The 26485-nt window shown below is 65.9% G+C and carries 28 protein-coding genes; 12 read left to right on the top strand and 16 right to left on the bottom strand.

The genetic code is table 11. The features are described from left to right. Nucleotides 1–13 precede the first annotated feature (13 nt). On the bottom strand, nt 14–553 hold the full coding sequence (locus V8J38_RS12150; protein ID WP_338576024.1) for a nuclear transport factor 2 family protein: 540 nt from the start codon (nt 551–553) through the stop codon (nt 14–16). 140 nt (nt 554–693) lie between these two features. Between V8J38_RS12150 and clpS the strand changes: the two genes are divergently transcribed. After that, nucleotides 694–1023, top strand: coding sequence for an ATP-dependent Clp protease adapter ClpS (clpS, locus tag V8J38_RS12145; protein ID WP_003164443.1), 330 nt, complete (start codon nt 694–696; stop codon nt 1021–1023). A gap of 12 nt (nt 1024–1035) precedes the next feature. Beyond that, on the top strand, nt 1036–3339 hold the full coding sequence (gene clpA, locus V8J38_RS12140; RefSeq protein ID WP_291781466.1) for an ATP-dependent Clp protease ATP-binding subunit ClpA: 2304 nt from the start codon (nt 1036–1038) through the stop codon (nt 3337–3339). A 78-nt stretch (nt 3340–3417) separates the two neighbouring features. On the opposite strand, the gene V8J38_RS12135 is transcribed toward clpA, so the two are convergent. The 4 genes from V8J38_RS12135 to V8J38_RS12120 all read right to left on the bottom strand — a co-directional run bounded on the left by V8J38_RS12135 (nt 3418) and on the right by V8J38_RS12120 (nt 7271). Beyond that, the gene (locus V8J38_RS12135) at nt 3418–3723 is read right to left on the bottom strand and encodes a CsbD family protein (protein ID WP_338576022.1); all 306 of its coding nucleotides are present in this window, start codon (nt 3721–3723) and stop codon (nt 3418–3420) included. A 439-nt stretch (nt 3724–4162) separates the two neighbouring features. Next, the gene (locus V8J38_RS12130; protein ID WP_338576020.1) at nt 4163–5311 is read right to left on the bottom strand and encodes a GNAT family N-acetyltransferase; all 1149 of its coding nucleotides are present in this window, start codon (nt 5309–5311) and stop codon (nt 4163–4165) included. Between the two features lie 172 nt (nt 5312–5483). Then, a complete protein-coding gene (locus V8J38_RS12125; protein WP_291781475.1) occupies nt 5484–5942 on the bottom strand; it encodes a RidA family protein in 459 nt (152 codons plus the stop codon). Between the two features lie 54 nt (nt 5943–5996). Then, the gene (locus V8J38_RS12120) at nt 5997–7271 is read right to left on the bottom strand and encodes a DNA polymerase IV (protein WP_338576018.1); all 1275 of its coding nucleotides are present in this window, start codon (nt 7269–7271) and stop codon (nt 5997–5999) included. Between the two features lie 123 nt (nt 7272–7394). On the opposite strand from V8J38_RS12120, the gene V8J38_RS12115 reads away from it, so the two are divergent. Then, a complete protein-coding gene (locus tag V8J38_RS12115; protein WP_003164449.1) occupies nt 7395–7772 on the top strand; it encodes a response regulator in 378 nt (125 codons plus the stop codon). Continuing rightward, a complete protein-coding gene (locus tag V8J38_RS12110; protein WP_338576015.1) occupies nt 7769–9130 on the top strand; it encodes a PleD family two-component system response regulator in 1362 nt (453 codons plus the stop codon). The genes V8J38_RS12115 and V8J38_RS12110 overlap by 4 nt, the downstream gene beginning before the upstream one ends. A 92-nt stretch (nt 9131–9222) precedes the next feature. Here the strand turns inward: V8J38_RS12110 and rpmG are convergent, their stop codons facing one another. Beyond that, nucleotides 9223–9390 carry a 50S ribosomal protein L33 gene (gene rpmG, locus V8J38_RS12105; RefSeq protein WP_003164451.1) on the bottom strand — a complete coding sequence of 56 codons (168 nt, stop codon included), beginning with the start codon at nt 9388–9390 and terminating at the stop codon, nt 9223–9225. A 126-nt stretch (nt 9391–9516) separates the two neighbouring features. On the opposite strand from rpmG, the gene V8J38_RS12100 reads away from it, so the two are divergent. Continuing rightward, the gene (locus V8J38_RS12100; RefSeq protein WP_338576000.1) at nt 9517–10131 is read left to right on the top strand and encodes a hypothetical protein; all 615 of its coding nucleotides are present in this window, start codon (nt 9517–9519) and stop codon (nt 10129–10131) included. A gap of 18 nt (nt 10132–10149) precedes the next feature. Here V8J38_RS12100 and V8J38_RS12095 read toward each other — a convergent pair whose 3' ends face one another. Further along, nucleotides 10150–10857 carry an NUDIX hydrolase gene (locus V8J38_RS12095; RefSeq protein ID WP_338575998.1) on the bottom strand — a complete coding sequence of 236 codons (708 nt, stop codon included), beginning with the start codon at nt 10855–10857 and terminating at the stop codon, nt 10150–10152. A 178-nt stretch (nt 10858–11035) separates the two neighbouring features. Then, nucleotides 11036–13351, bottom strand: a complete 2316-nt coding sequence (gene rnr, locus V8J38_RS12090; RefSeq protein WP_338575996.1) for a ribonuclease R — start codon at nt 13349–13351, stop codon at nt 11036–11038. Nucleotides 13352–13461: 110 nt separating this feature from the next. Between rnr and V8J38_RS12085 the strand changes: the two genes are divergently transcribed. Genes V8J38_RS12085 through V8J38_RS12075 form a run of 3 tightly spaced genes read left to right on the top strand, consistent with a single transcriptional unit; the run spans nt 13462 to nt 17333 of the window. Then, complete coding sequence (locus V8J38_RS12085; protein WP_338575994.1) at nt 13462–14865, top strand: pyridoxal-phosphate dependent enzyme; 1404 nt, start codon at nt 13462–13464, stop codon at nt 14863–14865. A gap of 4 nt (nt 14866–14869) precedes the next feature. Further along, complete coding sequence (locus V8J38_RS12080) at nt 14870–16033, top strand: cystathionine gamma-synthase (protein ID WP_338575992.1); 1164 nt, start codon at nt 14870–14872, stop codon at nt 16031–16033. 55 nt (nt 16034–16088) lie between these two features. After that, on the top strand, nt 16089–17333 hold the full coding sequence (locus V8J38_RS12075; RefSeq protein WP_291781502.1) for a mechanosensitive ion channel family protein: 1245 nt from the start codon (nt 16089–16091) through the stop codon (nt 17331–17333). A gap of 84 nt (nt 17334–17417) precedes the next feature. On the opposite strand, the gene V8J38_RS12070 is transcribed toward V8J38_RS12075, so the two are convergent. The 5 genes from V8J38_RS12070 to V8J38_RS12050 all read right to left on the bottom strand — a co-directional run bounded on the left by V8J38_RS12070 (nt 17418) and on the right by V8J38_RS12050 (nt 20665). Continuing rightward, complete coding sequence (locus V8J38_RS12070; RefSeq protein ID WP_003167329.1) at nt 17418–17630, bottom strand: cold-shock protein; 213 nt, start codon at nt 17628–17630, stop codon at nt 17418–17420. Nucleotides 17631–17805: 175 nt separating this feature from the next. Further along, nucleotides 17806–18012 (bottom strand): hypothetical protein, encoded by a 207-nt coding sequence (locus V8J38_RS12065; RefSeq protein WP_291781507.1) that lies wholly within the window; start codon nt 18010–18012, stop codon nt 17806–17808. 54 nt (nt 18013–18066) lie between these two features. Further along, on the bottom strand, nt 18067–18759 hold the full coding sequence (locus tag V8J38_RS12060) for a TorF family putative porin (protein ID WP_338575986.1): 693 nt from the start codon (nt 18757–18759) through the stop codon (nt 18067–18069). 38 nt (nt 18760–18797) lie between these two features. Further along, nucleotides 18798–19724 (bottom strand): nitronate monooxygenase family protein, encoded by a 927-nt coding sequence (locus V8J38_RS12055; RefSeq protein ID WP_338575985.1) that lies wholly within the window; start codon nt 19722–19724, stop codon nt 18798–18800. A gap of 278 nt (nt 19725–20002) precedes the next feature. Further along, nucleotides 20003–20665: a TonB family protein gene (locus V8J38_RS12050; RefSeq protein WP_338575983.1), complete on the bottom strand. Its 663-nt coding sequence runs from the start codon at nt 20663–20665 to the stop codon at nt 20003–20005. A gap of 240 nt (nt 20666–20905) precedes the next feature. Here V8J38_RS12050 and queF point away from each other — a divergent pair, with 240 nt between their 5' ends. Beyond that, nucleotides 20906–21367 (top strand): preQ(1) synthase, encoded by a 462-nt coding sequence (gene queF / locus V8J38_RS12045; protein ID WP_024353990.1) that lies wholly within the window; start codon nt 20906–20908, stop codon nt 21365–21367. Nucleotides 21368–21409: 42 nt separating this feature from the next. Here queF and V8J38_RS12040 read toward each other — a convergent pair whose 3' ends face one another. Then, on the bottom strand, nt 21410–22165 hold the full coding sequence (locus V8J38_RS12040) for a hypothetical protein (protein WP_338575982.1): 756 nt from the start codon (nt 22163–22165) through the stop codon (nt 21410–21412). Continuing rightward, a complete protein-coding gene (locus V8J38_RS12035) occupies nt 22158–23045 on the bottom strand; it encodes a toll/interleukin-1 receptor domain-containing protein (RefSeq protein ID WP_338575980.1) in 888 nt (295 codons plus the stop codon). The genes V8J38_RS12040 and V8J38_RS12035 overlap by 8 nt, the downstream gene beginning before the upstream one ends. A gap of 180 nt (nt 23046–23225) precedes the next feature. Here V8J38_RS12035 and V8J38_RS12030 point away from each other — a divergent pair, with 180 nt between their 5' ends. Beyond that, on the top strand, nt 23226–24083 hold the full coding sequence (locus V8J38_RS12030; RefSeq protein ID WP_338575979.1) for a DUF817 domain-containing protein: 858 nt from the start codon (nt 23226–23228) through the stop codon (nt 24081–24083). Nucleotides 24084–24242: 159 nt separating this feature from the next. Here V8J38_RS12030 and V8J38_RS12025 read toward each other — a convergent pair whose 3' ends face one another. After that, nucleotides 24243–24860, bottom strand: a complete 618-nt coding sequence (locus V8J38_RS12025) for a nitroreductase (RefSeq protein ID WP_338575978.1) — start codon at nt 24858–24860, stop codon at nt 24243–24245. Between the two features lie 45 nt (nt 24861–24905). Between V8J38_RS12025 and V8J38_RS12020 the strand changes: the two genes are divergently transcribed. Further along, nucleotides 24906–25535, top strand: a complete 630-nt coding sequence (locus V8J38_RS12020) for an NUDIX hydrolase (RefSeq protein ID WP_338575976.1) — start codon at nt 24906–24908, stop codon at nt 25533–25535. A 29-nt stretch (nt 25536–25564) separates the two neighbouring features. Next, nucleotides 25565–26386, top strand: coding sequence for a serine O-acetyltransferase (gene cysE, locus V8J38_RS12015; RefSeq protein ID WP_291781526.1), 822 nt, complete (start codon nt 25565–25567; stop codon nt 26384–26386). Nucleotides 26387–26485 lie beyond the last annotated feature (99 nt).

Genomic DNA, 26485 nt, shown 5'->3' with positions numbered 1-26485 from the left:
GCCGGGGCCTTTTTCATGGTGTCGGTTCGGCGCTCATGGGTGCGTGATCGATGCTGAAGGCGCGCGCCAGCCGCCAGCGCCCGTCCGGCTCCAACCGCCACAGGACGGAGAAGCGGGCGCGCCCGACCAGGGTTTCCGGCCCGTCGCCCTGCCGTTCGTAGAACAGGTGGCTGCCTTCCTCGACGGCGCCGACGCCGGGGATGGCGTAGACCCGCATCGTGCCGGGCACCAGTTCGCGCCGTGAGCGCCAGGCGTCGGGGGCGGCCCGCGCCGTACAGCCCTGGCGATAATCGTCGATGAAGCGCGTCCGCGTCGCCGTCAGTCCGCCCCGGTCGTGATAGAATTCCAGGTCGTCCGTCACCAGATCGGCCAGGGCCTCGGGATCGCATCGGTCGAACATGACCGAAAACAGGGCCGCGTCCCGTTCGGCGATTATGGGGGCGAGGGCGGCGTCATCGTGAGGGGCGGCGGGCGTCTGGGCCAGCATCAGGGCGGCGAACAGGCCGGCGATCAGGGGCATGGCGGCGATCCGGGGCAGGGAACGGAAGCGCATTGGTGCGGTTCCTGAACCGAGATGTCCCGTGAATCTTTGGTCAGGCGACGGGGGTCACGCAGGCTGTGACTGGACGCATCTACAAATCAGGCCATCATTCCCTATCTGATCTTTTGACACTCCCCGACTACGGACCACGAATGCCTAACAGACGGCCAGGTGAACAGGGCGGAGGCGCAGGCGCCGCCGTCGTCACCGAGACAAAGCCGAAACTTCAGCGGCCCTCGCTCTATCGGGTGCTGATCCTGAATGACGACTACACCCCCATGGAGTTCGTCATCTATGTGCTGGAGCGGTTCTTCCAGAAGAGCCGCGAGGACGCGACCCGCATCATGCTGCACGTGCACCAGCATGGCGTCGGAGTCTGCGGCGTCTTCACCTACGAAGTGGCCGAAACCAAGGTCGCCCAGGTGGTCGAGACGGCGCGGCGCCACCAGCACCCCCTGCAATGCACGATGGAAAAGGACTGAGAGGAACCTGCCATGCCTTCGTTTTCCCGTCCTCTCGAAGAGACCCTGCACCGCGCGGTCCACTACGCCAACGAGCGTCGGCACGAATACGCCACGCTCGAACACCTGCTGCTGGCCCTGATCGACGATCCGGACGCCTCGGCCGTGATGACGGCCTGCAACGTCGATCTGGGCGCGCTGAAGGCGGCGCTCGGCTCTTATGTCGACACCGACCTGGCCGCCCTGGCCACGGCCGACGGCGACGACGCCAAGCCGACGGCGGGCTTCCAGCGCGTGATCCAGCGCGCGGTCATCCATGTCCAGTCGTCCGGCCGCGAGGAAGTGACCGGCGCCAACGTCCTGGTCGCCATCTTCTCCGAACGCGAAAGCCACGCCGCCTATTTCCTGCAGGAGCAGGACATGACGCGCTACGACGCGGTCAACTTCATCGCCCACGGCATCGCCAAGAAGGCCGGGGCCAATGAAGCCCGCTCGGTGCGCGGCGCCAGCCCCGAAGAGGCCGAGGACGGCTCGGTCGTCAAACAGGGCGGCGAGGCGCTGGAGGCCTATTGCATCGATCTGAACGAGAAGGCCCGCAACGGCAAGATCGACCCCCTGATCGGCCGTCAGGCCGAGGTCGAGCGCTCGATCCAGATCCTGTGCCGCCGCACCAAGAACAACCCACTGCTTGTCGGCGACCCCGGCGTCGGCAAGACCGCCATCGCCGAAGGCCTGGCGCGCAAGATCGTCAACGGCGAGGTGCCGGAAGTCCTCAAGGACGCGACCATCTATTCGCTCGACATGGGCGCGCTTCTGGCGGGCACCCGCTATCGCGGCGACTTCGAGGAGCGGCTCAAGCAGGTCGTCAAGGAGCTGGAAAGCCACGACAACGCGGTCCTGTTCATCGACGAGATCCACACGGTGATCGGCGCCGGCGCGACCAGCGGCGGGGCGATGGATGCGTCGAACCTGCTGAAGCCTGCGCTGGCGTCCGGCAGCCTGCGCTGCATGGGCTCGACCACCTACAAGGAATACCGTCAGCACTTCGAGAAGGACCGCGCCCTGGTCCGCCGCTTCCAGAAGATCGACGTCAATGAGCCGACGATTGAGGACACGGTGAAGATCCTCAAGGGCCTGAAGACGACCTATGAGACGCACCACAAGCTGCGCTTCACCGATGCGGCCATCCGCACGGCGGTCGATCTGTCGGCGCGTTACATCACCGACCGCAAACTGCCGGACAAGGCCATCGACGTGATCGACGAGGCCGGGGCGTCGCAGATGCTGCTGCCGGAATCCAAGCGCAAGAAGGTCATCGGCCAGAAGGAGGTCGAAGCCGTCATCGCCAAGATGGCCCGCATCCCGCCCAAGTCGGTATCGAAATCGGACACGGAATCCCTGCGAGAGCTGGAGACCGATCTCAAGCGCGTCGTCTTCGGCCAGGAACAGGCGATCGACCAGGTGTCGGCGGCGATGAAGCTGGCGCGGGCGGGTCTGCGCGACCCGAACAAGCCGATCGGCGCCTTCCTGTTCAGCGGTCCGACCGGCGTCGGCAAGACCGAGGTGGCCAAGCAACTCGCCGCCACCCTCGGCATCGAGATGCAGCGCTTCGACATGTCCGAATACATGGAGCGCCATACGGTCAGTCGCCTGATCGGCGCGCCTCCGGGCTATGTCGGCCATGATCAGGGCGGCCTGCTGACCGACGCCGTCGACCAGCACCCGCACTCCGTCGTGCTGTTGGACGAGATCGAGAAGGCGCACCCCGACGTCTACAACATCCTGCTGCAGGTGATGGACAACGGGACGCTGACCGACGCCGTGGGCAAGAAGGTCGATTTCAGGAACGTCATCCTGATCATGACCACCAACGCCGGGGCCGCCGACAATGCGCGCGCGGCCATCGGCTTCGGTCGGGGCAAGGTCGAGGGCGAGGACGAAAAGGCCATCCAACGCCTGTTCGCGCCCGAGTTCCGCAACCGTCTGGACGCCATCGTGGCCTTCAAGCCGCTGGGCGCCGAGACGATCCGCTCGGTGGTGACCAAGTTCGTGCTGCAACTGGAAGCCCAGCTGGCGGACCGCAACATCACCATCGAACTGACGGATGAAGCGACCGACTGGCTGGCCAAGAACGGCTTTGATGAACTGTATGGCGCCCGGCCTCTGGCCCGCGTCATTCAGGAGCACATCAAGAAGCCGCTGGCCGACGACATCCTGTTCGGCCGCCTGACCCGCGGCGGACACGTCAAGGTCGAGCTGAAGGACGGCAAGATCGCCTTCGACATCACCCCGGCCAAGGGCGCGGCGGTGAAGGAAGAGGAAGAAGAGACGGCCTGATCATTCATCAGGTTCAAAGAGAAAGGCCCGGACGTCGCCGTCCGGGCCGTTTTCTCCCTCGAGGGGATAAGGGCTTCGTCAGCGCTTGCGGCTCAGGGCGCCGAGCAGCACCGCCGCGCCGGCGATGATGCCTGTGGTCAGAAGCGGCTTGCGGCGGGCGAAATCAAGCCCCTTTCGGGCCGGGTCGCGCAGGTCGGCAGGGGCTTTGTCCACCATGCCGTCCAAGCCGTCGATGACGCGGCCATAGGCGTCCATCGCCTTGCCCTTCACTTCGTTCAGCTTGCCGTCGATCTGAAGCTTGCTGTCGCCGGTCAGCCGGCCGAAGCCGTTCTGCACCTTGCCACCTGCTTCGGTCACGGCGCCTTCAATGCGTTGGTCAGTCATACTTCACCAGGGTCAGGAGAATAGTCTCCTCAACAAGCGCGCGGCTGGCGAAGAGGTTGCGTGATCTATTTGGGGGCGTCCGGAGGCGGGATTTGCACGCTGGTTCCATTGCGTTGCGTCAGGTCGCGCGCCTCTCTGGCATGTTCGGCGTCGAGCGCGTCCCAATCCCGTTGAGACATGCAAACTCTTCGTTGGCGGTTCTGTAAGCGGGAACCGACATTAGGCTGAGAGCGACAAACCGTGCGGTCGAGGCGAGACGTGGATTTAGTTTCAACCCTCTCCTCGGTCTCTTGGGATGCGGATGAATCGGCTGAAACTTGAAGGGGGGCGATGGCGTGCGCGGATAAGGCGGCGGAAAAGACGAGTAGGGCTAAGGCTGACATCGCAAATCTCCCGTGTTTAAGTAACAAGGGTACTCTAACTTGATTAAATTGCGAAGCTAGTTGTTTCGGTAGGGCGACAGCTCCGCCGTCATGGCGTGCATCTCGGCCTCCACCGCCGGGCGCTCCTGCTCGAGGTAGCGGGCGACCGGATCGCGCAGGGCGGGATCGGCGATGAAATGGGCCGAATAGACGGGGGAGGGCAGGTAGCCGCGCGCGATCTTGTGATCCCCCTGTGCCCCCGCCTCGACCCGCGACAGGCCGCGCGCGATGGCGAACTCGATGGCCTGATAGTAGCACAGCTCGAAATGCAGGAAGGGCCGGTCGACCAGCGTCCCCCACTGGCGGCCATACAGCGCCTCGCGGCCTATGAAGTTGAGCGCGCCGGCTACCGGCGTATCACCCTCGAACGCCATGACAAGGGCGATACGGTCGGCCATGGTCGCGCCGACGCGGGCGAAGAAGTCGCGCGTCAGATAGGGCCGTCCCCATTTGCGGTCGCCGGTGTCCATGTAGAAGGCGAAGAAGGCGTCCCAGTGCGCCTGCGTGATCTCGGCGCCGGTGAGGACGCGAATGTCGAGGCCCGCCTGCGCCTCGCGTCGCTCGCGCCGGATGGTCTTGCGCCGATTGGATGACAGGGCGCCCAGGAAGTCGTCGAAGCTCTGATAGCCGTCGTTGCGCCAGATGAACTGGATGTCCCGACGCGGCAGCAGGCCCGCCTCGGCCATGGCGCGCCACTCGTCCTCAAGCGGGAAGTTGACGTGAAGGGACGACACGCCCAGCCGCTCGGTCAGCGTCAACGCGCCTTGCAGCAGGGCCTCGCGCACCGTGGCGGCGTCCGTTCCCGGCGCGTTGAGGAAACGCGGGCCGGTCGCGGGGGTGAAGGGCACAGCCCCCAGCAGCTTGGGGTAATAGCGCCCGCCCGCGCGCTGATAGGCGTCGGCCCAGCTGTGGTCGAAGACGTATTCGCCCTGGCTGTGGCCCTTCAGATAGAGAGGCATGACGCCGATCACGACGCCGTCTTCATTGTGCAGGGACAGATGGCGCGCCGCCCAGCCCTCGGACGGGACGGCGCTGCCGGACGCCTCGCAGGCGTCGAGGAAGTCGTAGGAGACGAAAGGATCGCCGCTTGGGGCCGCACAGGCGTCCCATGCGGCCCGGCCGATAGCGGCGATGCTGTCGTGCACCTGAAGCGTGAAACCCGACACCTCTATCCTTCTCCCCTCGGGGGAGAAGGTGGGCGCTGAAAGCGCTCGGATGAGGGGGCTGTGTCCGCGCGCGAAAGAGGCAAGGATGAGGGCGCAACAAACCGCCCCCTCATCCGTCTCGCTCCGCGAGCCACCTTCTCCCCCAAGGGGAGAAGGGTGTGACGCATGGTTGTCACTTCACCTCAATGACAGCGTCGATCTCGACGGCGAAGCCGAGCGGCAGCTTGTAGACGCCGACGGCCGAGCGCGAGTGCTTGCCCGCGTCGCCGAAGACCTGGACCATCAGGTCCGAGCAGCCGTTGATGACAGCGGGAATGGCCTCGAAGTCAGGGCCGGCCTGGACGAAGCCGCCCAGCTTTACGATGCGGACCACGCGATCCAGGTCGCCGTCGACGGCGGCGTTGATCTGGGCCAGCAGGTTGATGCCGCACAGGCGGGCGGCCTCGGCGGCCTGCTCCGGCGTCACGTCCACGCCGACGGTGCCCTTGATGCCGCCGCTGGCGTCGTTCGACAGCTGACCCGAGATGAAGATCTGCTCGCCCGAGCGGACGTAGGAGACATAGCTGGCGACCGGCTTGGCGGGCTCGGGCAGGGTGATGCCGAGTTCAGCGATGCGGGCGTGGATGCTCATGGGGCGACTCCGTGTGAAAGGGTTGAGGGGGTTTAGCGCGGCGCGGCGGCCGCGTCATCCGGGGCGTTCGTTGGGACGTTTCAGAGCGCGCCCGGCGACGACGGCGGCGGCCCCGAACTTGTCGCGCAGGGCGTCGATGGCCGTCTCGGTCTTCAGGGCGCGGGTTTCGCTCGTGGCGAACAGGCCGGCCGGGGCGTCCTGGGCGTCGGCGATATCGGCCATGCCGATGCCGATCAGCCTGTAAGGTACGCCGATTTCGGGTTTCAGCAGGTCGCTACCGGCGGCGAACAGGGCGCGCGCCGTCTGCACCGGCTCGGCCAGGGTGACGCGGCGGGTGACGATCTTGAAGTCCGTCTTGCGCAACTTCAGCACCACGACGCGGCTGGCGACGCCGTCGCGGCGCGCCTTGGACGCCAGCTTTTCGCACAGGGGCCACAGCTCGGCCTCCAGCGCTTCGGCCGTGGTCAGGTCGTCGTTGAAGGTGGTCTCGGCGCTCATGCCGCGCCGGTCGTGGTCCGGGTTCACCGGGCGGCTGTCGCGGGCGTGGCTGAGGTCATGCAGGCGCAGGGCCGTCTCGCCATAGCGCCGGATCAGGTCCTTGACCTCTGCCGCAGCCAGATCGCCGATGGTGGCGAAGCCGTCCGAGCGCAGGGTGCGGCCGAACACCGGCCCGACGCCGGGCAGGGCGGTTACGGGGCGCGGCGCCAGCAGCCCTTGCGCTTCTGTCGCGCCGATGACCGAAAAGCCGCGCGGCTTGTCCAGTTCGGAGGCGATCTTGGCCAGGAAGCGATTGGGCGCCAGGCCGATGGAGACGGTCAGCCCGGTCTCGTCCTCGATCCATTTCTGCAGACGCGCCAGTTGGAAGGCGGGCGGTCCGCCGTTCAGCCGCTCGGTGCCCTTCAGGTCGATCCAGGCCTCGTCCAGCGACAGGGTCTGAACCAGCGGCGTCAGCTGTTCCAGCGCGCCGAAGATACGACGGCTCTCGGCTCTGTATTTGCTGAAGTCCGGCTTGATGACGACCGCGTCGGGGCAGGCCTTCAGCGCCTTGAACATCGGCATGGCCGAGCCGACGCCGTACAGCCGCGCCACATAGCAGGCGGTGGAGACGACGCCCCGCTTGCCGCCGCCGACGATCACGGGCTTGTCGCGCAGTTCGGGTCGGTCGCGCTTCTCGACCGAGGCGTAGAAGGCGTCGCAGTCCAGGTGGGCGATGTGCAGGTCGCTCAGTTCGTCATGGACGATCACCCGGCGCGAGGCGCAGGATGGGCACCGCGCGACCTTGCGGTCGCCGGTCCACAGGCAGTCGCGACAGAGGGCCGTAAGGGCCACGCAGGAACTCCGTTTCCTCAGCTTCACGTCAACTTAAGACTGACGCGGCCACAGTGCACCCAAGAAGGCGTAACAGCCCGACGCGAAAGCGGATGAACAAGAGGCGCAACGGCCGGGTGGCGGATGTCCAAGAAGGTCCTCATAGTCGAGGATAACGAGCTGAACATGAAGCTTTTTCATGATCTGCTCGATTCCCAGGGGTATGAAGTGCTGCAGACCCGCGAAGGGCTGCAGGCGCTGGCGATTGCGCGCGAACACCGCCCCGACCTGATCCTGATGGATATCCAGTTGCCGGAGATATCGGGCCTTGAAGTCACCAAATGGCTCAAGGACGACGAAGAGCTGAACCATATCCCCGTCATCGCCGTTACAGCCTTCGCCATGAAGGGTGATGAGGAGCGGATTCGCCAGGGGGGCTGCGAAGCCTACATCTCCAAGCCGATCTCGGTTATCTCCTTCCTGGAGACGGTGCGCAGGCACCTTGGTCAGGGGGCGGCATGAGTGCGCGGATCCTGGTGGTCGATGACGTCGAGGCGAACGTCCGACTGCTCGAAGCCAAGCTGACTCTCGAATACTACGATGTCCTGACCTGCCATGACGGCGCGACGGCCATCACTCTGGCGGGCGCCGAACAGCCGGACCTGATCCTGCTGGACGTGATGATGCCGGGCATGGACGGCTTCGAAGCCTGTCGTCGGATCAAGGCCGAGGCGGAGACGCGCCACATTCCGGTGGTGCTGGTGACGGCGCTGGACGGCCGGCATGATCGCATCAAGGGGCTGGACGCCGGCGCCGACGACTTCCTGTCCAAGCCGCTGGACGATGTGATCCTGATGGCGCGGGTCCGCAGCCTGACTCGCCTCAAGATGGTCATGGACGAACTGCGCGAGCGCGAGGAAAGCGGTCGCCGGGTCGGCGTCGACACCGGTGGCGTGGCGCGGCTCAAGGGCTCGGGCGGGCGTGTTCTGATTGTCGATGACAATACGCTTCAGGCTCAGGTGATGGCGCAGGAGCTGTCGCTGGAGCATCGCCCCATGATCGAGCCGTCGCTCGAGGCGGCGCTGGAGACGGCGCGTGGTCCGGTCGATCTGGTGATCGTCAATGTGACGTCCGAACGGTTCGACGGCCTGCGGCTGATCGCCCAGCTTCGGTCCAAGGAGCCGACGCGCCGACTGCCCATCCTGGCCTTGGTGGACACCCAGGACCGGGCGCGTCTGCTCAAGGCGCTGGAGCTGGGCGCGCATGACATCCTGACCCGCCCCGTCGATCCCGAGGAATTGGCCGCGAGAGTGCGCACCCAGGTGCGGCGCAAACGCTATGGCGACTTCCTGCGCCAGAAGCTGGATCACAGCCTGGAGATGGCGGTCACCGACCCGCTGACGGGCCTGCACAACCGACGCTACATGAACGGTCAGCTGGACGCCCTGGTGGCGCGCGCCAATCGCGGCGGCGATCCGGTGGCTGTCCTTGTGCTGGACATCGATCACTTCAAGGCGGTCAACGACAGCCTGGGCCACGACGCGGGCGACGAGGTGCTGCGCGAGTTTTCGGTGCGGCTGGCGACCAATGTGCGGGCCGTGGACCTGCCGTGCCGGTTCGGCGGCGAGGAGTTCGTGGTGGTCATGCCCGGCACGACGCTGGAGGACGCCCATCGCATCGCCGAGCGAATCCGTCGCGACGTCGGCGCCTCGCCCTTCCGCATCCTGGGCGGCGAGCCGTTGAGCATCACCGTTTCGGTCGGCGTGGCGGCGAGCAGGGGCGCGGACGACACGCCGGCCTCCCTGCTGAAGCGCGCCGACGAGGGCGTGTATGAGGCCAAGAAGGCCGGCCGCAATCGGGTGGTGGTGCGCGCGGCCTGACGGCCTCGGCCTTATATGGCGGACAACGAAAAACGCCCGGTCCTGCGACCGGGCGTTTCGAGTCTTGCAGATTCAAGCGGGGGGTTGAGCCCTTACTTGATCTTGCCTTCCTTGAACTCGACGTGCTTGCGGACGACCGGGTCGTACTTCTTGACGACCATCTTTTCGGTCATCGTACGGGCGTTCTTCTTGGTCACGTAGAAGAAGCCGGTGTCGGCGGTGGAGTTCAGGCGGATCTTGATGGAAGCCGGTTTGGCCATCGGAATTACCTCTGCGACGGCGAAAGCCGCTTGAAATAAGAGGCGCGGAACATACTCAGGACAGGCTCAAAGTCAACGGTTTCGATGTCGCGTTGAGCGAGGCCGCGAGAGCGGTAGTATTTCGCCATGAAAACGCCCCACTTCAAGCCCGCCCACGCCCTGTCCGCCGCTGTCATCGCCGCCGGACTGGCGCTTTCCGCCTGCTCCTCCGAGCCCGCCGCGCCGGCTGCGGCGCCGGCCGAAGCTCCCGCCACGGCCCAGGACGCCTTCTTCGCCAATCTGACCGAGCTGTGCGGCCAGCGATTCGAGGGCAAGGTCGTCACGACCGAGGCCGCCGACTCGGATTTCGCCGGCAAACGCCTGCTGATGCACGTCCGCGACTGCTCGACGGATGAGATTCGCATTCCCTTCTGGGTCGGCGAGGACCGTTCGCGCACCTGGGTCGTGACCCGCACCGAGTCGGGCCTGCGCCTGAAGCACGATCACCGACAGCCGGACGGGAAGACGGACCCGCTGCACTGGTACGGCGGCGATACGGCGAACGAAGGCACGGCCGAGCGTCAGGAATTCCCGGTCGATCAGGAATCCATCGACCTGTTCAACGCCAACGACGCCTCGGTCTCGACGACCAACGTCTGGGCCATGGAGATCCATCCCCAAAAGACCTTCAGCTATGAGCTGCGTCGGCCGAACCGCCATTTCCAGGTCGATTTCGATCTGACCAAGCCGGTCGCCGAATAAGACGGCGAGGCCGCCGCGTCAGTCCTGATGGTCGATGACGTGGCGGCCGCGCACCATGTGCACGAAGGGCAGGGGGCGCTGCGGCGTCTCCAGCCGCTCGGCGACCTCTCCCAGCACGAAGCGGGTGATGGCGGGCAGATCCAGCCCTTGCGCCTCTTCCAGCGGAATCCAGGCGATCTCGTCCAGTTCGCCTGAGCCTTCGATGCGGTCGGGATCGCGCAGGGCCTCGACCGGGGCCATGAAGAAGCGGGCGTCGAAACGGCGCGTGCGGCCCGGGGGCGTGATGGCGCGCGTCACATAGGACAGGACCGACAGATCGGGCAGGGCGCCGGCCTGACGATATTCCCGCCACGGTCCGGCGACCGAGGCGGTCGGCGCGGCGCGGCCCAGGATCAGCCCGGTCTCCTCAAAGGTCTCGCGTACGGCGGCCAGGGCCAGGGCGCGGGCGCGGCGGGCGGGCATCTCCGCCTCCAGCCGCCGCGCGACGTCAGGCGACAGGGCGCCGTTCGAGGCGGCGGTGAAGTCGCTGCGTTCGATACGGCCGCCGGGGAACACCCATTTCGAGGCCATGAAGACATGGCCGGGCGCGCGGCGGCCCATCAACACCTCGGGACGTTTTTCGCCGCGGGTCAGGATCAGGGTGGCGGCGTCTTTGGGGCGCTGGGCCCCGCCTACACGCGGCGCATCGGCCAGATCTTGGGCCGCGTCAAAGGGGCGGGGGTTCATCGCAAAAACTCCTGCCTTCTCCCCATCGGGGGAGAAGGTGGCTCGCGGAGCGAGACGGATGAGGGGGACGCTTGCTGCGTCCTCAACGTCTGTCGTCCCGCCTGCGGATACAGCCCCCTCATCCGAGCGCCTCCGGCGCCCACCTTCTCCCTCGAGGGGAGAAGGGACGTGATATTTTTCACCGTCGCTTGCCCTTTCTGACGCCCTTCAGGCCGCCGGAAGGCTTTGCGCCGTTGCGGGGCTTGGGACCGCCTGGACGGCCCTTGCCGCGCTTGGGAGGGCCGTCTCCCCCGCGTCCGCGCATCCCATAGCGCGGGGCCGGGGCGTTCGGATCGCGCGGGTCCGGCTCGGACAGCATTTCCAGCACCAGACCGCCGGTGACGGGCGTGGCCTCCATCAGACGGACCTCGACGCGGCGGCCCAGCGGAAAGCGCTTGCCGGTGCGCTCGCCGACCAGGGCGTGGGCGCGGTCGTCGTGGGCGAAATATTCATCGCCCAGGGTTGAGACGGGGACCAGACCGTCAGCGCCCGTCTCGTCCAGCCGGATGAACAGGCCGAAGCGGGTGACGCCGGTGATCCGGCCGCTGAAGCTCGCGCCGACGTGCTCTTCAAGGAAGGCGGCGATGTAGCGGTCCATGGCGTCGCGCTCGGCGGCCATGGAGCGGCGCTCGGTCTCGGTGACGTGCTCGGCGATGCCGCCCAGTTCGGCGATCTCGCGGTCGGTCAGGCCGTCCGATCCCAGTTTCAGCGCCCGGATCAGCCCGCGATGGACGATCAGGTCGGAATAGCGCCGGATCGGCGAGGTGAAGTGGGCGTAGCGGTCCAGGTGCAGGCCGAAGTGGCCGACGTTCTCAGGCGAGTAGAAGGCCTGCATCTGGGTGCGCAGGACGACTTCGTTGACCACCTCGGCGTGCGGGGTGTCACGGGTCTCTTCCAGCAGCTTGTTGAAGCGCTTGGTGTTGGGCGCCTCGCCCTTGTTCCACGGCTTGCCGATGGTGTGCAGGAAGTCGGCTAGGTTGAAGATCTTCTCCTGACTGGGCGTGTCGTGGACGCGATAGATCAGCGGCGTGTGCGTCTTCTCCAGCGTCTCGGCGGCGCAGACGTTGGCCTGGATCATCATCTCTTCAATCAGGCGGTGGGCCTCCAGCGACTTGCGCGGCTCGATGCCGGCGATGCCGCCGTCGGGCGACATGATGATGCGGCGCTCGGGGCTTTCGATGGCCAGCGGGCTGCGCCGCTCGCGGCCCTTCAACATGGTGCGGTAGGCGTTCCACAGCGGATAGAGGATGGCCTCCATGATCGGCCCGGTGGCGTCGTCCAGCAGGCCGTCGATGGCGGACTGCGCCTGTTCATAGGACAGCTTGGCGTGGCTGCGCATCAGGCCGCGCGTGAACTTGTGCCCGGTCTTCCTGCCGTCCTTGTCAAAGACCATGCGCACGGCCATGCAGGCGCGGTTCTCGCCCTGCTTCAGGCTGCACAGGCCGTTGGACAGCACTTCGGGCAGCATCGGCTCGACCCGGTCGGGGAAGTAGGTCGAGTTGCCCTTGGCCCGCGCCTCGCGGTCCAGCGCCGTGTTCGGGCGCACATAGGCGGCGACGTCGGCGATGGCGACCCAGACGATCCAGCCGCCCACATTGGCCGGGTCTTCGTCGCGCTCGGCATAGACGGCGTCGTCATGGTCGCGCGCGTCGGCCGGGTCGATGGTGATGAAGGGGACGTGGCGCAGGTCTTCGCGCCCCTTCAGCGTCGGGACGGCCTGATCCTCGGCCTCGCGCTCCACGGCCTCGGAGAAGCCGGTCGGCACGCCGTGGGCGTGGATGGCGATGATGGAGGCCGCGCGCGGGTCGTCCTCGCGGCCGATGTTCTCCAGGATCTTGCCGCGCTTGGGGCCGTAGCGATGCTCGCCCTTCTCGACGGCGGCCAGCACCAGATCGCCGTCGCGCAGGTCCGTCGCGTGGGCTGCGGGCACCAGCAGCACGTCCTTGGAGCGCTTGTCGACCGGCTCAACCCGCGTCTCGCGCCCGCCCTTGCGGATGACGCCCAGCACGCGGTTGGTTCCGGCGTCCAGCCGCTTGACCAGGCGCGCCTCCCAGCCGTTGACGCCCCGGCTGAACTTGACCAACAGGCGGTCGCCCATGCCGGGCGCCGGGCCGCGACCCTCACGATCGGGCATCAGGACCGCGCGCGGCGCATCCTCGCTGCTCTTGACCAGTTCGACGTAGAGTTCGCCGTCGGCGTCGCGGTCCACCACATCGACCACCCCGACCGGGGGCAGGGCGCCGGCTTCGGAAAAGCCCTTGCGGCCGCGCTTGCCCAGGCGGCCCTCGGCCTCCAGCTCCTTCAGCATGTCGCGCAAGTGCCGGCGCTCGGCGCCTTTCAGGCCGAAGGCGCGGGCGATGTCGGCCTTTTCGGCTTCTCCGGCCTCGCGCATGAAGGCCATCAGGGATTCTTTGTCGGGCAGGCCCGCAGCGGGGCGTTTCGGTGTCTTGACCATTGCGCCCTTTCTAACGCGCTTCGCGGCGAAAGGGTGAAAACTTGCATGAGTTGACCGCGACGGTGCGGACGCCCAGCTTCATTCGAAACCGTGCAACGGAGCCTGCCTTCATGTCGATGACCGACGCCCCTGTTCTCAGCCGTCCGGCGAAGAGCCTGCTGGACCTGATCGGCAAGACGCCGATGGTCGAGGTGACGCGGATCGACACCGGCCCCTGCCGCCTGTTCCTGAAACTGGAGAGCCAGAATCCGGGCGGCTCCATCAAGGACCGCATCGCCCTGTCGATGATCGAGGCCGCTGAGAAGGCGGGCTGGCTGAAGCCGGGCGGCACCATCGTCGAGGCGACGGCGGGCAACACCGGTCTGGCCCTGACTCTGGTCGGCAAGCAGAAGGGCTACAACGTCCTGCTGGTCATCCCCGACAAGATGTCGAAGGAGAAGATCCAGCACCTGCGGGCCATGGGCGCCGACGTGCGCCTGACCCGCTCGGACGTGCCGCACGGCCACCCGGAATACTACACCGACATGGCCGAGCGCCTGGCCCAGCAGATTCCGGGCGGCTATTTCGTCAACCAGTTCGCCAACGACGCCAACTCCGAGGCCCACTTCAGGACGACCGGCCCGGAAATCTTCGAGCAGATGGACGGCGACATCGACGCCTTCGTCGCCGGGATCGGCTCGGGCGGGACGATCACGGGCAACGCCCGCTATTTCAAATCACAGGGCTCCAAGGCCAGGATCATCCTGGCCGACCCGGTCGGCTCGGCGCTGGCGGGCCTGATCAACGAGGGCGTGCCGGGACCGGACGGCAGCTATACGGTCGAAGGCATCGGCCAGAACTTCATGCCCGAGACGACCGATCCCGACCTGATCGACGTCGCCTATTCCATCCCCGACGCCGAGGCGATCGCCACGGTGCGCGAGCTGTTGCTGAAGGAAGGCATTCTGGCGGGCTCGTCGTCGGGCACCCTGATCGCCACGGCCCTGCGCTGGTGCCGCGAGCAGACCGAGCCGAAGCGGGTCGTGACCTTCGTCTGCGACACCGGCGCCAAATACCTGTCCAAGGTCTACAACGACGCCTGGCTGGCCGATCAGGGCCTGGCCGAGCGTGAACTGCACGGCGACCTGTCGGACCTGATCAACCGCAAATACGCTGCCGGCGACGTGGTGGTGATCGGACCGGAAGACACCCTGGACACCGCCTTCAAGCGGATGCGCGGCGACGGCCTGTCGCAACTGCCGGTCATTCAGGACGGCCGTCTGGTCGGCATCCTGGACGAGAGCGACATCGTCCACATCATGAACACCGACGACATCACCCGTCAGGAGCGCTTCGCCAAGCCGGTCGCCTCGGCCATGACGCGCGATCTGGACACGCTTCAGGTGACGGAGTCGCTGGACGCCCTGATCCCGGTCTTCGACCGCGACCGCGTGGCCATCGTGCTGGACGGCGAGACCTTCGTCGGCCTGATCACCCGCACGGACCTGATCAACCACCTCAGCCTGAACCGGTAAGAGCATGGCAGACCTGAAGAACAGCCAGGGCTTCTCGACCCGCGCCATCCATGCGGGCCAGCAGCCCGACCCGACGACGGGCGCGGTGATGACGCCGATTTACGCCACCTCGACCTACGCTCAGGAAAGTCCTGGCGTGAACAAGGGCTATGAATACGCCCGCGGCAAGAACCCGACGCGCGAGGCCTTCGAGGCCTGCATCGCCGATCTGGAAGGCGGGGTTCAGGCCTTCGGCTTCGGCTCGGGCATGGCGGCGACCTCGACGGCGCTGGAATTGCTGGACGCCGGGTCGCACATCATCACCGGCGACGACCTCTATGGCGGATCGTGGCGGCTGTTCGAGCGGGTGCGCCGTCGCTCGATGGGGCTGGACTTCAGCTACATCGACCTGACCGACCTCGCGGCTGTCGAGGCGGCCATCACTGAAAAGACGCGGATGCTTTGGGTCGAGACCCCGACCAATCCGCTGATGAAACTGGCCGACATCGAGGCCCTGTCGAAGATCGCCAGGGCGCACAAGCTGATCCTGGTGGTCGACAACACCTTCGCTACGCCGTGGAGCCAGCAGCCGCTGGCCCTGGGCGCCGACGTGGTCATGCATTCGGCGACCAAATATCTGAACGGCCACTCCGACATCGTCGGCGGGGTGCTGGTCGCCAGGGACGCCGAGATGGCGGCCCAGCTGAAGTTCCTGCAGAACTCCATCGGCGGCGTCATGGGGCCGTTCGACGCCTTCCTGGCCAATCGGGGTCTGAAGACGCTGGGCCTGCGCATGAAGGCGCACAATGAGAACGCCCTGGCCGTGGCGCGCTGGCTGGAAGATCGAAAGGGCGTCGCCAAGGTGCTCTATCCGGGTCTGGTCAGCCACCCGCAGCACGAACTGGCCGCGCGTCAGATGAACGGCCGCTTCGGCGGCATGGTCACCCTGCTGATCGACGGCGATCTGGAGCGCACGAAACGGGTGCTGGAGCGGGTGCAGGTCTTCACCCTGGCGGAGTCTCTGGGCGGCGTCGAAAGCCTAGTGAACCACCCGGCCATCATGACCCACGCCAGCGTGCCCAAAGAGGTGCGCGAGGCGGGCGGCGTCACCGACAACCTGATCCGCCTGTCTGTCGGGGTCGAGGACATCGACGACCTGATCGCCGACCTGGATCAGGCCATCAGCTGACGCCGATTGACGCGCCGGGGTTCAAAACCCCGGCCGTCCTGCCTAGGCTGGGCCCATGTTTGATTTCATCGCCATGCGTGATCGCCTGGCGGAGTTCCCGACAGCGGAGATGCTGATCGGGCTCTGTCTCCTCGTTCTTCTTGCCTTCGTCGCGGACTTTGTGGTCCGCCGCATCCTGACCCGGCTGATCCTGCGCATCGTCGGGCGCGCGGTGCATGATCTCGACGCCCTGTTGCAGCCGGTGGTGCGCAGCTTCACACGCGTCGTCCCGGCCATCATCATCCATCAGGGCATAAGCGGCGTGCCGCACCTGTCGACGGGCGCCGTCACCCTGATCCAGAACGTGGCCGGGGCCTTCATGATCGTGGCCGTGGCCATCGGCGTCGGCGCGGGTCTGGACATGGCCAACGCCCTCTACGTTCGCTCGCCGCGCGCCCATCGGCGCAGCATCAAGGGCTATCTGCAGGTTCTGAAGATCGTCATCTACGCCATCGCCACCATCCTGGTGATCGCAGCACTGATCGACCGTTCGCCGCTGCTGCTGCTGTCGGGGCTGGGCGCGCTGGCGGCTGTGCTGATGCTGGTGTTCAAGGACACGATCCTGTCGCTGGTGGCGTCGGTTCAGCTGAACTCCAACGACATGCTGCGCGTCGGCGACTGGATCGAGATGCCCCAGTTGAACGCCGACGGCGACGTCATCGACATCGCCCTGCATACGGTGAAGGTGCAGAACTGGGACAAGACCATCACCACCATCCCCACCTGGCGGATGATCAACGAGTCCTACAAGAATTGGCGCGGGATGCAGGAAAGCGGCGGGCGCCGCATCAAGCGCGCCCTGCTGATCGACCAGACCAGCGCGCGTTTCCTGACCGAGGCGGAGCGCGACCGGATGCGGCGTTTCCTCCTGATCGACGACTATCTGGCTGACAAGGCCGCCGAGATGGCCGACTGGAACGCCAAGCTGGTCGAGGCCGGGCGCGATCCGGTCAATATGCGGCGCTCGACCAACATCGGCGCCTTCCGCGCCTATGTGCAGAACTATCTCGAGAACCATCCGCGCATCCGTCAGGACATGACGCTGCTGGTGCGTCAGTTGCAGCCGACGGAGACGGGACTGCCGCTGGAGATCTACGCCTTCACCGCCACGGTGGCCTGGGCCGAGTATGAGGCGATCCAGGGCGATATCTTCGACCACCTGCTGGCGATCCTGCCCGAGTTCGGCCTGCGCCTGTTCCAGTCGCCCAGCGGGGCGGACTTCGGCCAGTTGCGTTCGCCGCCGGTCATGGAGCGGGCATAGAAAAAGCGCGCAGGGTCGCCCCTGCGCGCTCTGTCCTTATCCTGGCCGCCCGTCATCGCTGACAGGGGCGGCGAGGGGGCTGAATCAGCCTTCGGTCTTCAGTTGACCGGCCGATTCCTTGCCCGAGCGACGGTCGCGCTCGATTTCGTAGGAAACCTTTTGGTTTTCATCCAGGCCGCGCAGGCCAGCCGCTTCCACGGCCGAGATGTGGACGAAGACGTCCTTGCCGCCGTCATCCGGCTGGATGAAGCCGTAGCCCTTGGTGGAGTTGAACCATTTCACAGTGCCGGTAGCCATTTTCAGGACCTCCGCTAGAAGTTGGCCTCAGAGAACGTCCCTGAAGACCTGTCGGGTCTGTATGGATCGGCTTAGACCTCGGTGCGCGGGGCAGAAGGCAGAGCGTTACGCAGAGAGATCGACCATCACAGGGTGAACGGTCCCGGCGGCTAAAGCAAGGCGTACGAAAAGATCGTCAGCTTTCAACGGCCTGCGTCGGCGCGGACCAGTTTTCCTGGCACAGTTTGCGCAGGGCGTTGGTGATGGTGGAGCCGTACAGGGCGTCCTGAATGCGGTCGTAGCCCTCGCTCTTCAGGGCCTGCTTGACCTCTCCCACCGTGCGGCAGGCGCCGCTTTCAGCCAGCTGGTACGCACGTTCGAGGGTCGTCGGGCGGAATGTCATGCGCCAAGCTTAGGCCCATTGGTCGGAAAAGGCCAAAGCCTCTGTCCGCCTCGGTCAGAAGTAGACGCTGATCCCGGCGACCAGGGCGTCGGCGTACTGCTCGCCCGGAACCTTGGCGTTGGTGCCGTGCCAGCGCAGTTCGGCCTCCAGATTGGAGGTGAGGGCGTAGGTGGCCCCGATGTTGTAGCCGGTGTAGTCGACGCTGTTGTCCTGCTCGCGGCGGCCGACCTCGGCTGAGAGGTTCAGCTTGTCGGTGAAGTCCCAGCCGCCGCGCATGGCGACCCAGGTCCAAGATTCCACCGAACCGGCGCCGTCGGGCGAGTGCTGCAGCCGCAGGCGGGCGCTGGCCGGGCCGATCGAGCGCTTCATGTCGGCCGTGAACTCCCAGGCGTTGGCGTCATAGCCGGGGTCGGCGTCCACCCGCCACTTGTGCGCGACGTTCAGGTCGAAATCGAAGCCGCCCCACTGCGGACGCACGCCGCCGGTCAGCTCCAGCTCCAGGTCCGAGCCGCCGCTCTTGATCGTTTCGGCGGCGGGGCTGACGTAGAAGAGGCCGCTTTCGCTCTCCCATTCCGCCGCGCCCCAGACGAAGGGATCGCCGTCCGACTTGGAGGCGTCCTTGGAGCGGTTGTCGCTTCCGGCGCCGGCGCTGAAGCTCCAGCGGCCGGGCATCTCCTGCGCCTGGGCCGTCGAGGCCAGGATCAGGAGCGGGGCGGTCGCCAGAAGGGCGGTCGTCAGGATGCGCATGAATCGGCCTCGAAAGGGGTGAGCTTCGAGGCCGCTTCCTAGAGACGCTTCTTGTCGAATTTATCACAGGCTTGCGAAAACTCGTCCGTCAGCCGAGCGACAAGCTGAGCCGTGGTCGGCACGTCGTGGATGGCGCCTGAACCCTGGCCCGCCGACCAGACGGTCTTCCACGCCTTGGCCTCCTCGCCCATGTCCAGCTTGTGCTCGGGCAGGGACTTCGGGTCGATCCGGTTCTCGATCAGCGAGGGCGTCAGGAAGTTGGCCGGAATGCCGGACACCGCCGGGGTGTAGGTGATGTCCGCCGAGCCCGACTGGACGATCAGCTCCTTGTAGTGCGGCTGGGCCGCGCTTTCGGTCGTGGCGATGAAGCGGGTGCCCATATAGGCGAAGTCGGCCCCCATCATCAGCGCCGCCGCCACGTCCTGACCGGTCGACAGGGCGCCCGCCAGGATGATGGTGCCGTCATAGAAGCTGCGCACCTCATTGATCAGGGCGAAGGGGTTGACCACGCCGGCGTGCCCGCCCGCGCCGTTGGCGACCAGGATCAGGCCGTCGACGCCCGCCTCGGCCGCCTTGCGCGCATGACGCACATTGGCGATGTCGTGGAAGACCACGCCGCCGTAACCGTGCACCGCGTCCACAACGTCGCGCACGGCGCCGAGCGAGGTGATGATCAGCGGCACCTTCTCCTCGACCGAGACCATCATGTCGGCCATCAGGCGCGGGTTGGTCGGGTGGACGATGTGGTTGACGCCGAAGGGGGCGGCGTCGGGCGTCAGGCGCGACTTGATCTCGTGCAGCCACTCCCGATAGCCCTCGGTCGTGCGCTGGTTCAGCGAGGGGAAGGTCCCGATCACGCCCGCATTGCAGGCCTCGACCACCAGATCCGGCCCGGACACCAGGAACATGGGCGAGGCGATCACCGGCAGCTTGAGGCCGGACTGCAGAGAAGCGGGAATGGCCACGGGTCGTCTCTCCTGAGTTGCTTTTGGCTACGCTAACCGGCTGTCGTCAGGGAAGGCAATGCATTCGGCTCCCTTCTCCCTTGTGGGAGAAGGTGGCAGGCGAAGCCTGACGGATGAGGGGTGTGAGCGCCTCCGCATCCGATGATCGCACGGTTGAGGCGCAGAACAGCGAAACTTGCGCCGACACCCCTCATCCGAGCGCCTCCGGCGCCCTCCTTCTCCCACAGGGGGAGAAGGAAAAAACAGAGTCCAATTCGTCTGAATCGTCTGAAATCGCATCAGTGGATGCTGAAGGGCACGGTGACGACGAAGGCGGACCCGACCTCTTCCGGCCGGATCGTCGCGGGGTTCAGCCGTCCCCGACGGACGATTTTGACGGCCGCTTCTCCGAACCCGCTGCCGGGAGGAACCTCGGCGACAACGGCGCAGTTGGTCGGCTTGCCTGACAGCGCCACTTCACAACGAACGGCGGCGCCGCCCGAGAGGCCGCGATCGACCGCTCTTTGCGGATAATCAGACGCTGTGGGGCGAGGCGGCGTCAGCCACCGGGCTTCCACATTGGCGAACGTCGCCGCCGTTTCCGTCGGAGGCGGCTCGGGGCTGAGATTGAACGGCACGCGAACGGCGAAGCGGCGAGGGGCCGCGTCAGCGCCGTCATCGCTGGCGATCACGCGTCCGCGTTGCACGATGCCGAGGGCGGCCTGACCGAAACCCATGCCCGGAGGCGTTTCAGAACGGACTTCGCAGTTGACGGGGCTGCCGTCCGGCGTGGCGTCGCAGGCGATCACGGCGGCTCCGCTGGCGTCCGCCTGCAGGGCCGCTTCAGGGAAGTCATCGACAGAGGCCTGCGGCGGCACGCTCCAGCGCGGGGGCGGCAAGGCTTGATCGGCGTCCTGGGCTAGAGTCGCTGAGGGCAGGGCGACACCCCCTGAAACGATCATGAGGGCGCCCAGGGCAAAGCTAAACCTGGCAGATAGGATCATGGATGCTCCTGAAACAGGCGACTGAAGAACGCTCGGAAAAAACAGAGTCCAATTCGTCTGAATCGTCTGAAATCCCCGACGCCGCACGGCCGTTCTCCCCTCGGCCGGAGCGCAGTCTAGCACGGGTGAAGCAGGGGGATGGCCGATTGCGACGGGGGCGGCGTTTTCTTTGGCGGGGCGAAGGCCTAAATGGCGGGCATGACCCACTATACCGACAGCCTCAGCCAGCTCGGCGTCCAGACCGCCGCCCCGACCAACCCGGAAGAGGCGGTGCTGGAGCGCGTGCCCAATCCGCACGCCGACACGCTCTATGTCGCGCGCTTCACCGCGCCGGAGTTTACCAGCCTGTGCCCGGTGACGGGCCAGCCCGACTTCGCCCATATCGTCATCGACTATGTGCCCGGCGACTGGCTGGTCGAGAGCAAGAGCCTGAAGCTGTACCTGACCAGCTTCCGCAACCACGGCGCCTTCCACGAGGACTGCACCGTCGCCATCGGCAAGCGCCTGGCCGAACTGCTGCAACCGAAATGGCTGCGCATCGGCGGCTATTGGTATCCGCGCGGCGGCATCCCCATCGACGTCTTCTGGCAGACGGGCGCGCCGCTGGAGGGCGTGTGGCTGCCGGATCAGGGCGTGGCGGGGTATCGCGGGCGGGGGTGAGGGGCGATGCTCCGCGCTAGGTTGTCGACAGCGTGTTCGTCGTTAGATGGCACCGAATTTTTTAAGGAGCCGAAGCTGTCGTTCCAGCTTTTCTGTGTCTAGGCTAGAATCTAGAGTCACATTTACGTTGAAAACGGCGCGTTTGGGATTTGGTGCTTCGGGCTGGGTTTCATCTTCCGGCCCTTCGCCGTCGTCGTTTGCGACCTTCGGTTCATCAGTGTCCCCCTGCTCGGTAATCAACGGGCTAGGAGGAGGTGTGCCCATGTCTATCGCTGACAGGTGCGCAATCTTATCGCCATCAAGGGTGGCCAATCCGGCCGTAACCATCGACGTAACGTAAATATCAGCGCATTTTCCAGTTTCCTCTGGATGAACTTTCAATTCTGCAGCGCGCTGCTTTAGCTTGGCATGGGTGACTTCATCTCCGTGGAACGTATCGAATAAAGCTTTGAAAACTGGAGGCGCTAACACTGCTGCTCGATATAGAGCTGATCGCTCTTCAGTGGGTGCCGCTTCGATCCTTTTGGCTAGATCAGATGCAATATAGCCTTTGGAATCTCCTTCCATGAGGCCGAATTGTTTGAGGGTGGATAGCCGGACCCGGCCGACCGAACTGGAATTGCCAACCACGCCGGATAGGACAACTCCTTCTGGCTGTGGAGCTAGGTGAGTTTTTGCCACCAGCTTCTTTGCCCAGGCCAGCGAATCTCCGAGGGTTTGTCGTGGGAAACGCGTCCCGCCTTTGCGGACGCCCTTTGGCATTTTTCTCTTGACGTGGGTATCGCCCTGCTCAGTCATTTATCTTCGCCTTAAGTGCTGCAACGAGTTCAGCGAGACCAGATTTGTAGGATTTAGAGAAGTCAGCATATTTTTTGTCGGATATTGCCATCGGCATTTTGCTGGAGTCCAGCTTCAGCGGTAGAACGTGAACCTTTCGGCGCTCGACTTCATTAACAAGAGCTCCGTTTAGTTCTTTCTTTACCCAATCGGATTCTACGGATTTTTCACTTACTGCAATTAAGAAGTAGTCAGAATCCGCGAGGCCTTGAGCGACCTTTTCTGGGATCGAATCCCCCACGTGAATACGTTGCTCGTCGAGCCAAACGCCAATCCCGTTCGCGGAAAGGTCGGCGGCGAGTTGTCGTATGAACGGTTTGTCCGCTGAACTGTGGGATAGGAACGCGACCCGGCTAGTCTTGTCAGACTTGTGCCGCTGTTCCTTGCCCGAGGCAGCAGCATCCACAAGGTCCTCAGCGAGCAAATCTGCTTGAAGCGCACCAAGAGTCTGCGCCCACCGGAGCAGCGGTGCTAATGCATCCGGGTCGAATGGGCTGATACCAACCAGGGTGGCAGCTTTCCTCGTGGAGGCTTCGATTTTTTCACCCAGCCTTAGAAATTGGCGTAGGCTGACTAAGAGTGGGTATCGGACCAAGGCCTCACGTACTGCAGCCTCCTTCTGTTCTTGGGGGCCTTTGTATGGGTATGGCACAAGCAAAACGTACCCGGAGGCCATAGGGCCCACGAGTTCCAGATGGAGGGCGTTCTTCAGGAGTTTTCCAGCGGTTCGTGGGTCAATGCCTGCGAACTGCGCGATCTCAGAACTTGAAGGCGCGTCTAGCCATGCGATCGCATCCAAAACCTGGAATAGTGACTCTAGCTTTGCCGCCTCGAAGCGCACGCTGTCGCTTTTTAGGGAGCCCTTAGGTGCCGGTTTTCTCGAAGAACTGATTGCCATCTAGCCCACCTGATTGCCTCTCCCGCTATCATACTGTGACGCTTCAATAGATTTCTACAAGGTTTGAGGTGATTGAATACGACGGCCCTCACCTTGTTCGTAGTTTCCGCTAAGCCTCCGCCCATGACCCCATCCCCCCGCCTCCCGCTCGAAGTCTGGGGCCGTCGCCTGATGACCCGCGCCGAGGCGTGGGCCGACCGCTCGCGGCTTCGCCGTTACGCCTATGAGTTCCTGTGGTTCGGGCTGAAGCAGGGGTGGGCGTGTCTGTTCGGCGGGGCGATGCTGGCGCTGATCCTGGGGACGTTTCTGTTCTGGCCCGAGGAAGCGCCGCTGGCGCGCTATGACTTTCTGGTGCTGGGGGCGCTGGGGATACAGGCGCTGATGCTGGCTTTTCGGCTGGAGAGCTGGGAGGAGGCGCGGGTCATCTTCCTGTTCCATGTCGCCGGGACGATCATGGAGCTGTTCAAGACCTGGCACGGGTCGTGGATCTATCCGGAGGAGTCGGTGCTGAGGATCGGCGCCGTGCCGCTGTTCTCGGGCTTCATGTATGCGGCGGTGGGCAGCTACATCGCGCGGGTGCAGCGCATCTTCCATATCCGGGTGCGGAACTATCCGCCGCTTTGGACGACGTGGGGGCTGGCGGCGGCGATCTACGTCAACTTCTTCGCCCATCACTGGCTGCCGGACGTGCGGCTGGCGCTGTTCGCGGCGACGGGGCTGCTGTTTATGCGGGGATGGTTCTACTTCACCGCCGACCGGACGCGGCGGTCGATGCCGCTGCTGCTGGGCTATGGGCTGGTGGCGCTGTTCATCTGGTTCGCGGAGAATCTGGGGACGTTCGCGCGGGCCTGGGTCTATCCGGGGCAGGAGGGCGGATGGGAGATGGTCAGCCTGAACAAGCTGGGGGCGTGGTTCCTGCTGATGATCATCTCGGTGGTGCTGGTGTCGATCGTGCACCGGCCGGAGGAGGAGGGGCGCTGATCGTCGCTCTCGTCATCCTCCGGCGAGCGTAGCGAGACCGGGGGACCCAGCGGCGCCCGTGAGGGCGAAGGCTGCTGTTGCAAAGATCGCCTTCGGCGCCGCTGGGTCCCCCGGTCTGCGCCGCTGTGCGGCTTGCCGGAGGATGACGAAGAAAGAGGGTTACGGCCGGGCCGTCACCTTGTGCTCCAGATTGGGGCGAGGGCGTTCCAGCGGGGGCTCGGACAGGGAGCCGACGTGGATGAAGCCGGCGATGCTCTCGCCGTCCTCGACGCCGAACAGGGCGACGGCGGCGGGGTCGTAGGAATACCAGTCGGTGATCCAGCTGGCGCAGTAGCCCAGGGCGTTCGCCGCGTGTTCAAGGTTCATGCAGACGGCGCCGGCCGACAACTGCTGCTCCCACACCGGGACCTTGTGGCCTTCGATCGGGGTCGAGACGACCATAATCGTCAGCGGCGGGTTGGCCAGCTTGGCCAGGGAGGCGATCTCCTTGCCGGTGCGGTTCTGGGTTTCGCCCAGGGCGGCGAGGGCCTCGGACAGGTCGGCGCGGCTTTGCGGGCCCAGCACGACGAAGCGCCAGGGAAACAGCTTGCCGTGGTCCGGCGTGCGGGCGCCCAGCAGCAGCATCTGCTCGATCTCGGCGTCCGAGGGGCCGGGCAGGGTCAGCGACTGGGCCGGAGCCGAGCGGCGCACGGCCAGGCGCGACAGCAGTTCTTCCGAACGGACGGGCAGGGGCAGGGGGGCGGCCAAATCGGCCGAAGGGAGGTCTGACGGGCTCATGGTGGATAGCTAGGCTTTCGGGACGCGCTGCGCCATAGCAGGGGCATGACCAAGATCCGCGACATCAAGCCTCGCTGGGCCGAGGGCCTGCCTGACACGCCGCCGTGGCGCAGCCTGGGCGACAGCGTTCTGGTCGACACGCCCTGGATGCGGGTGACGCGCCACCCGGCCGTCGCGCCGACGGGGGCTGACGCCGACTATGTGGTCGTGCGGCCGCGGAACGTGGGGACGGGCGTGCTGCCGCTGCATGACGACGGGACGGTCAGCCTGGTGGGCCAGCACCGCTTCGCCCTGATGCGCTATTCCTGGGAGATGCCCGAAGGCGGGGCGCCGGAGGGGGAAGACCCGTTCGAGGCCGTGAAGCGCGAACTGGCCGAGGAGGCGGGGCTGACGGCGACGCACTGGCGCGCGGCGCTGGACGTGGACCTGTCCAACTCCATCACCGACGAGCGGGCGATGACCTGGGTGGCCTGGGGGCTGGAGGCGACCGGGACGGCGCCGGACGAGACGGAGGTCTTTCTGTCCGCACGCGTCCCCTTTGGCGAACTGATGGCCGAGATCACGCGCGGCGCGGTGCGCGACGGGCTGACGGTGGCGACGGCCTATCGCGCCTACCATATGGCGCGGGAGGGCGAGCTGCCGGCCGCGCTGGCGCGCGCCATGCTGGGCGCGTAGGATCGCCGCCTGAAGTCGAAGGAAGCCTGATGGCCAAGCTGGAAGTCGTGCCGAAGCAACCGGACCTGTGGGCGCAGTTGCGCGCCGCCGCCGAGGACGCCGCGCGCGAGGAGCCGCGCCTGGCGTCGCAACTGAACGCGGTGGTCCTGGCGCACGACGACTTCGCCGGGGCGCTGAGCTTCCAGATCGCGCGCAAGCTGGGCGATGCGGAGCTGGGCGCCATGACGGTGCGCGAGGTGGCGCTGTCGGCCTTCGCCGCCGATCCGGGCATCGTCGCCGCCGCCGAGGCGGACCTGAAGGCGGTGCAGGAGCGTGATCCGGCGATCCGGTCGCTGTTGCAGCCCTTCATGTATTTCAAGGGGTTCCAGGCGTTGCAGGCCTGGCGCGTGGCGCACTGGCTGTGGACCCAGGACCGCGACACCCTGGCCTTCCATTTCCAGAGCCGGATTTCGGAGCTGTTCCAGCTGGACATCCACCCGGCGGCGCGGATCGGCTCGGGCGTCTTTCTGGATCACGGCACGGGCATCGTCATCGGCGAGACGGCGGTGGTGGGCGACGAGGTGTCCATGCTGCACGCCGTGACCCTGGGCGGGACCGGGGCCGAGCGCGGCGACCGCCATCCGAAGATCGGCCGCGGCGTCCTGCTGGGCGCCGGGGCCAAGGTGCTGGGCAATATCGAGGTCGGCGACTACGCCAAGGTGGCGTCCGGCTCGGTGGTGCTGAAGCCGGTGCCGGCGGGCTGCACCGTGGCGGGGGTGCCGGCGCGGCTGGTCAACTGCCCGACCGACGCCACGCCCGCGCGGACCATGGACCATACGCTGTCCGACATCGTCTATGACTTCGTGATCTGAGAGGGCGCGTCTGTGGACGCCTGACGCGCGGGCTTCCCAAGGCGAGGCGGCTTCTCTAGGGTCCGCGGCCAACGACATGCGCCCCCGGCGCCAAAGCGA

Origin of the sequence: Brevundimonas olei, assembly GCF_037055245.1 — a bacterium.
GTDB lineage: Bacteria > Pseudomonadota > Alphaproteobacteria > Caulobacterales > Caulobacteraceae > Brevundimonas > Brevundimonas olei.
This window is presented reverse-complemented; position numbering and strand designations above follow the sequence as displayed.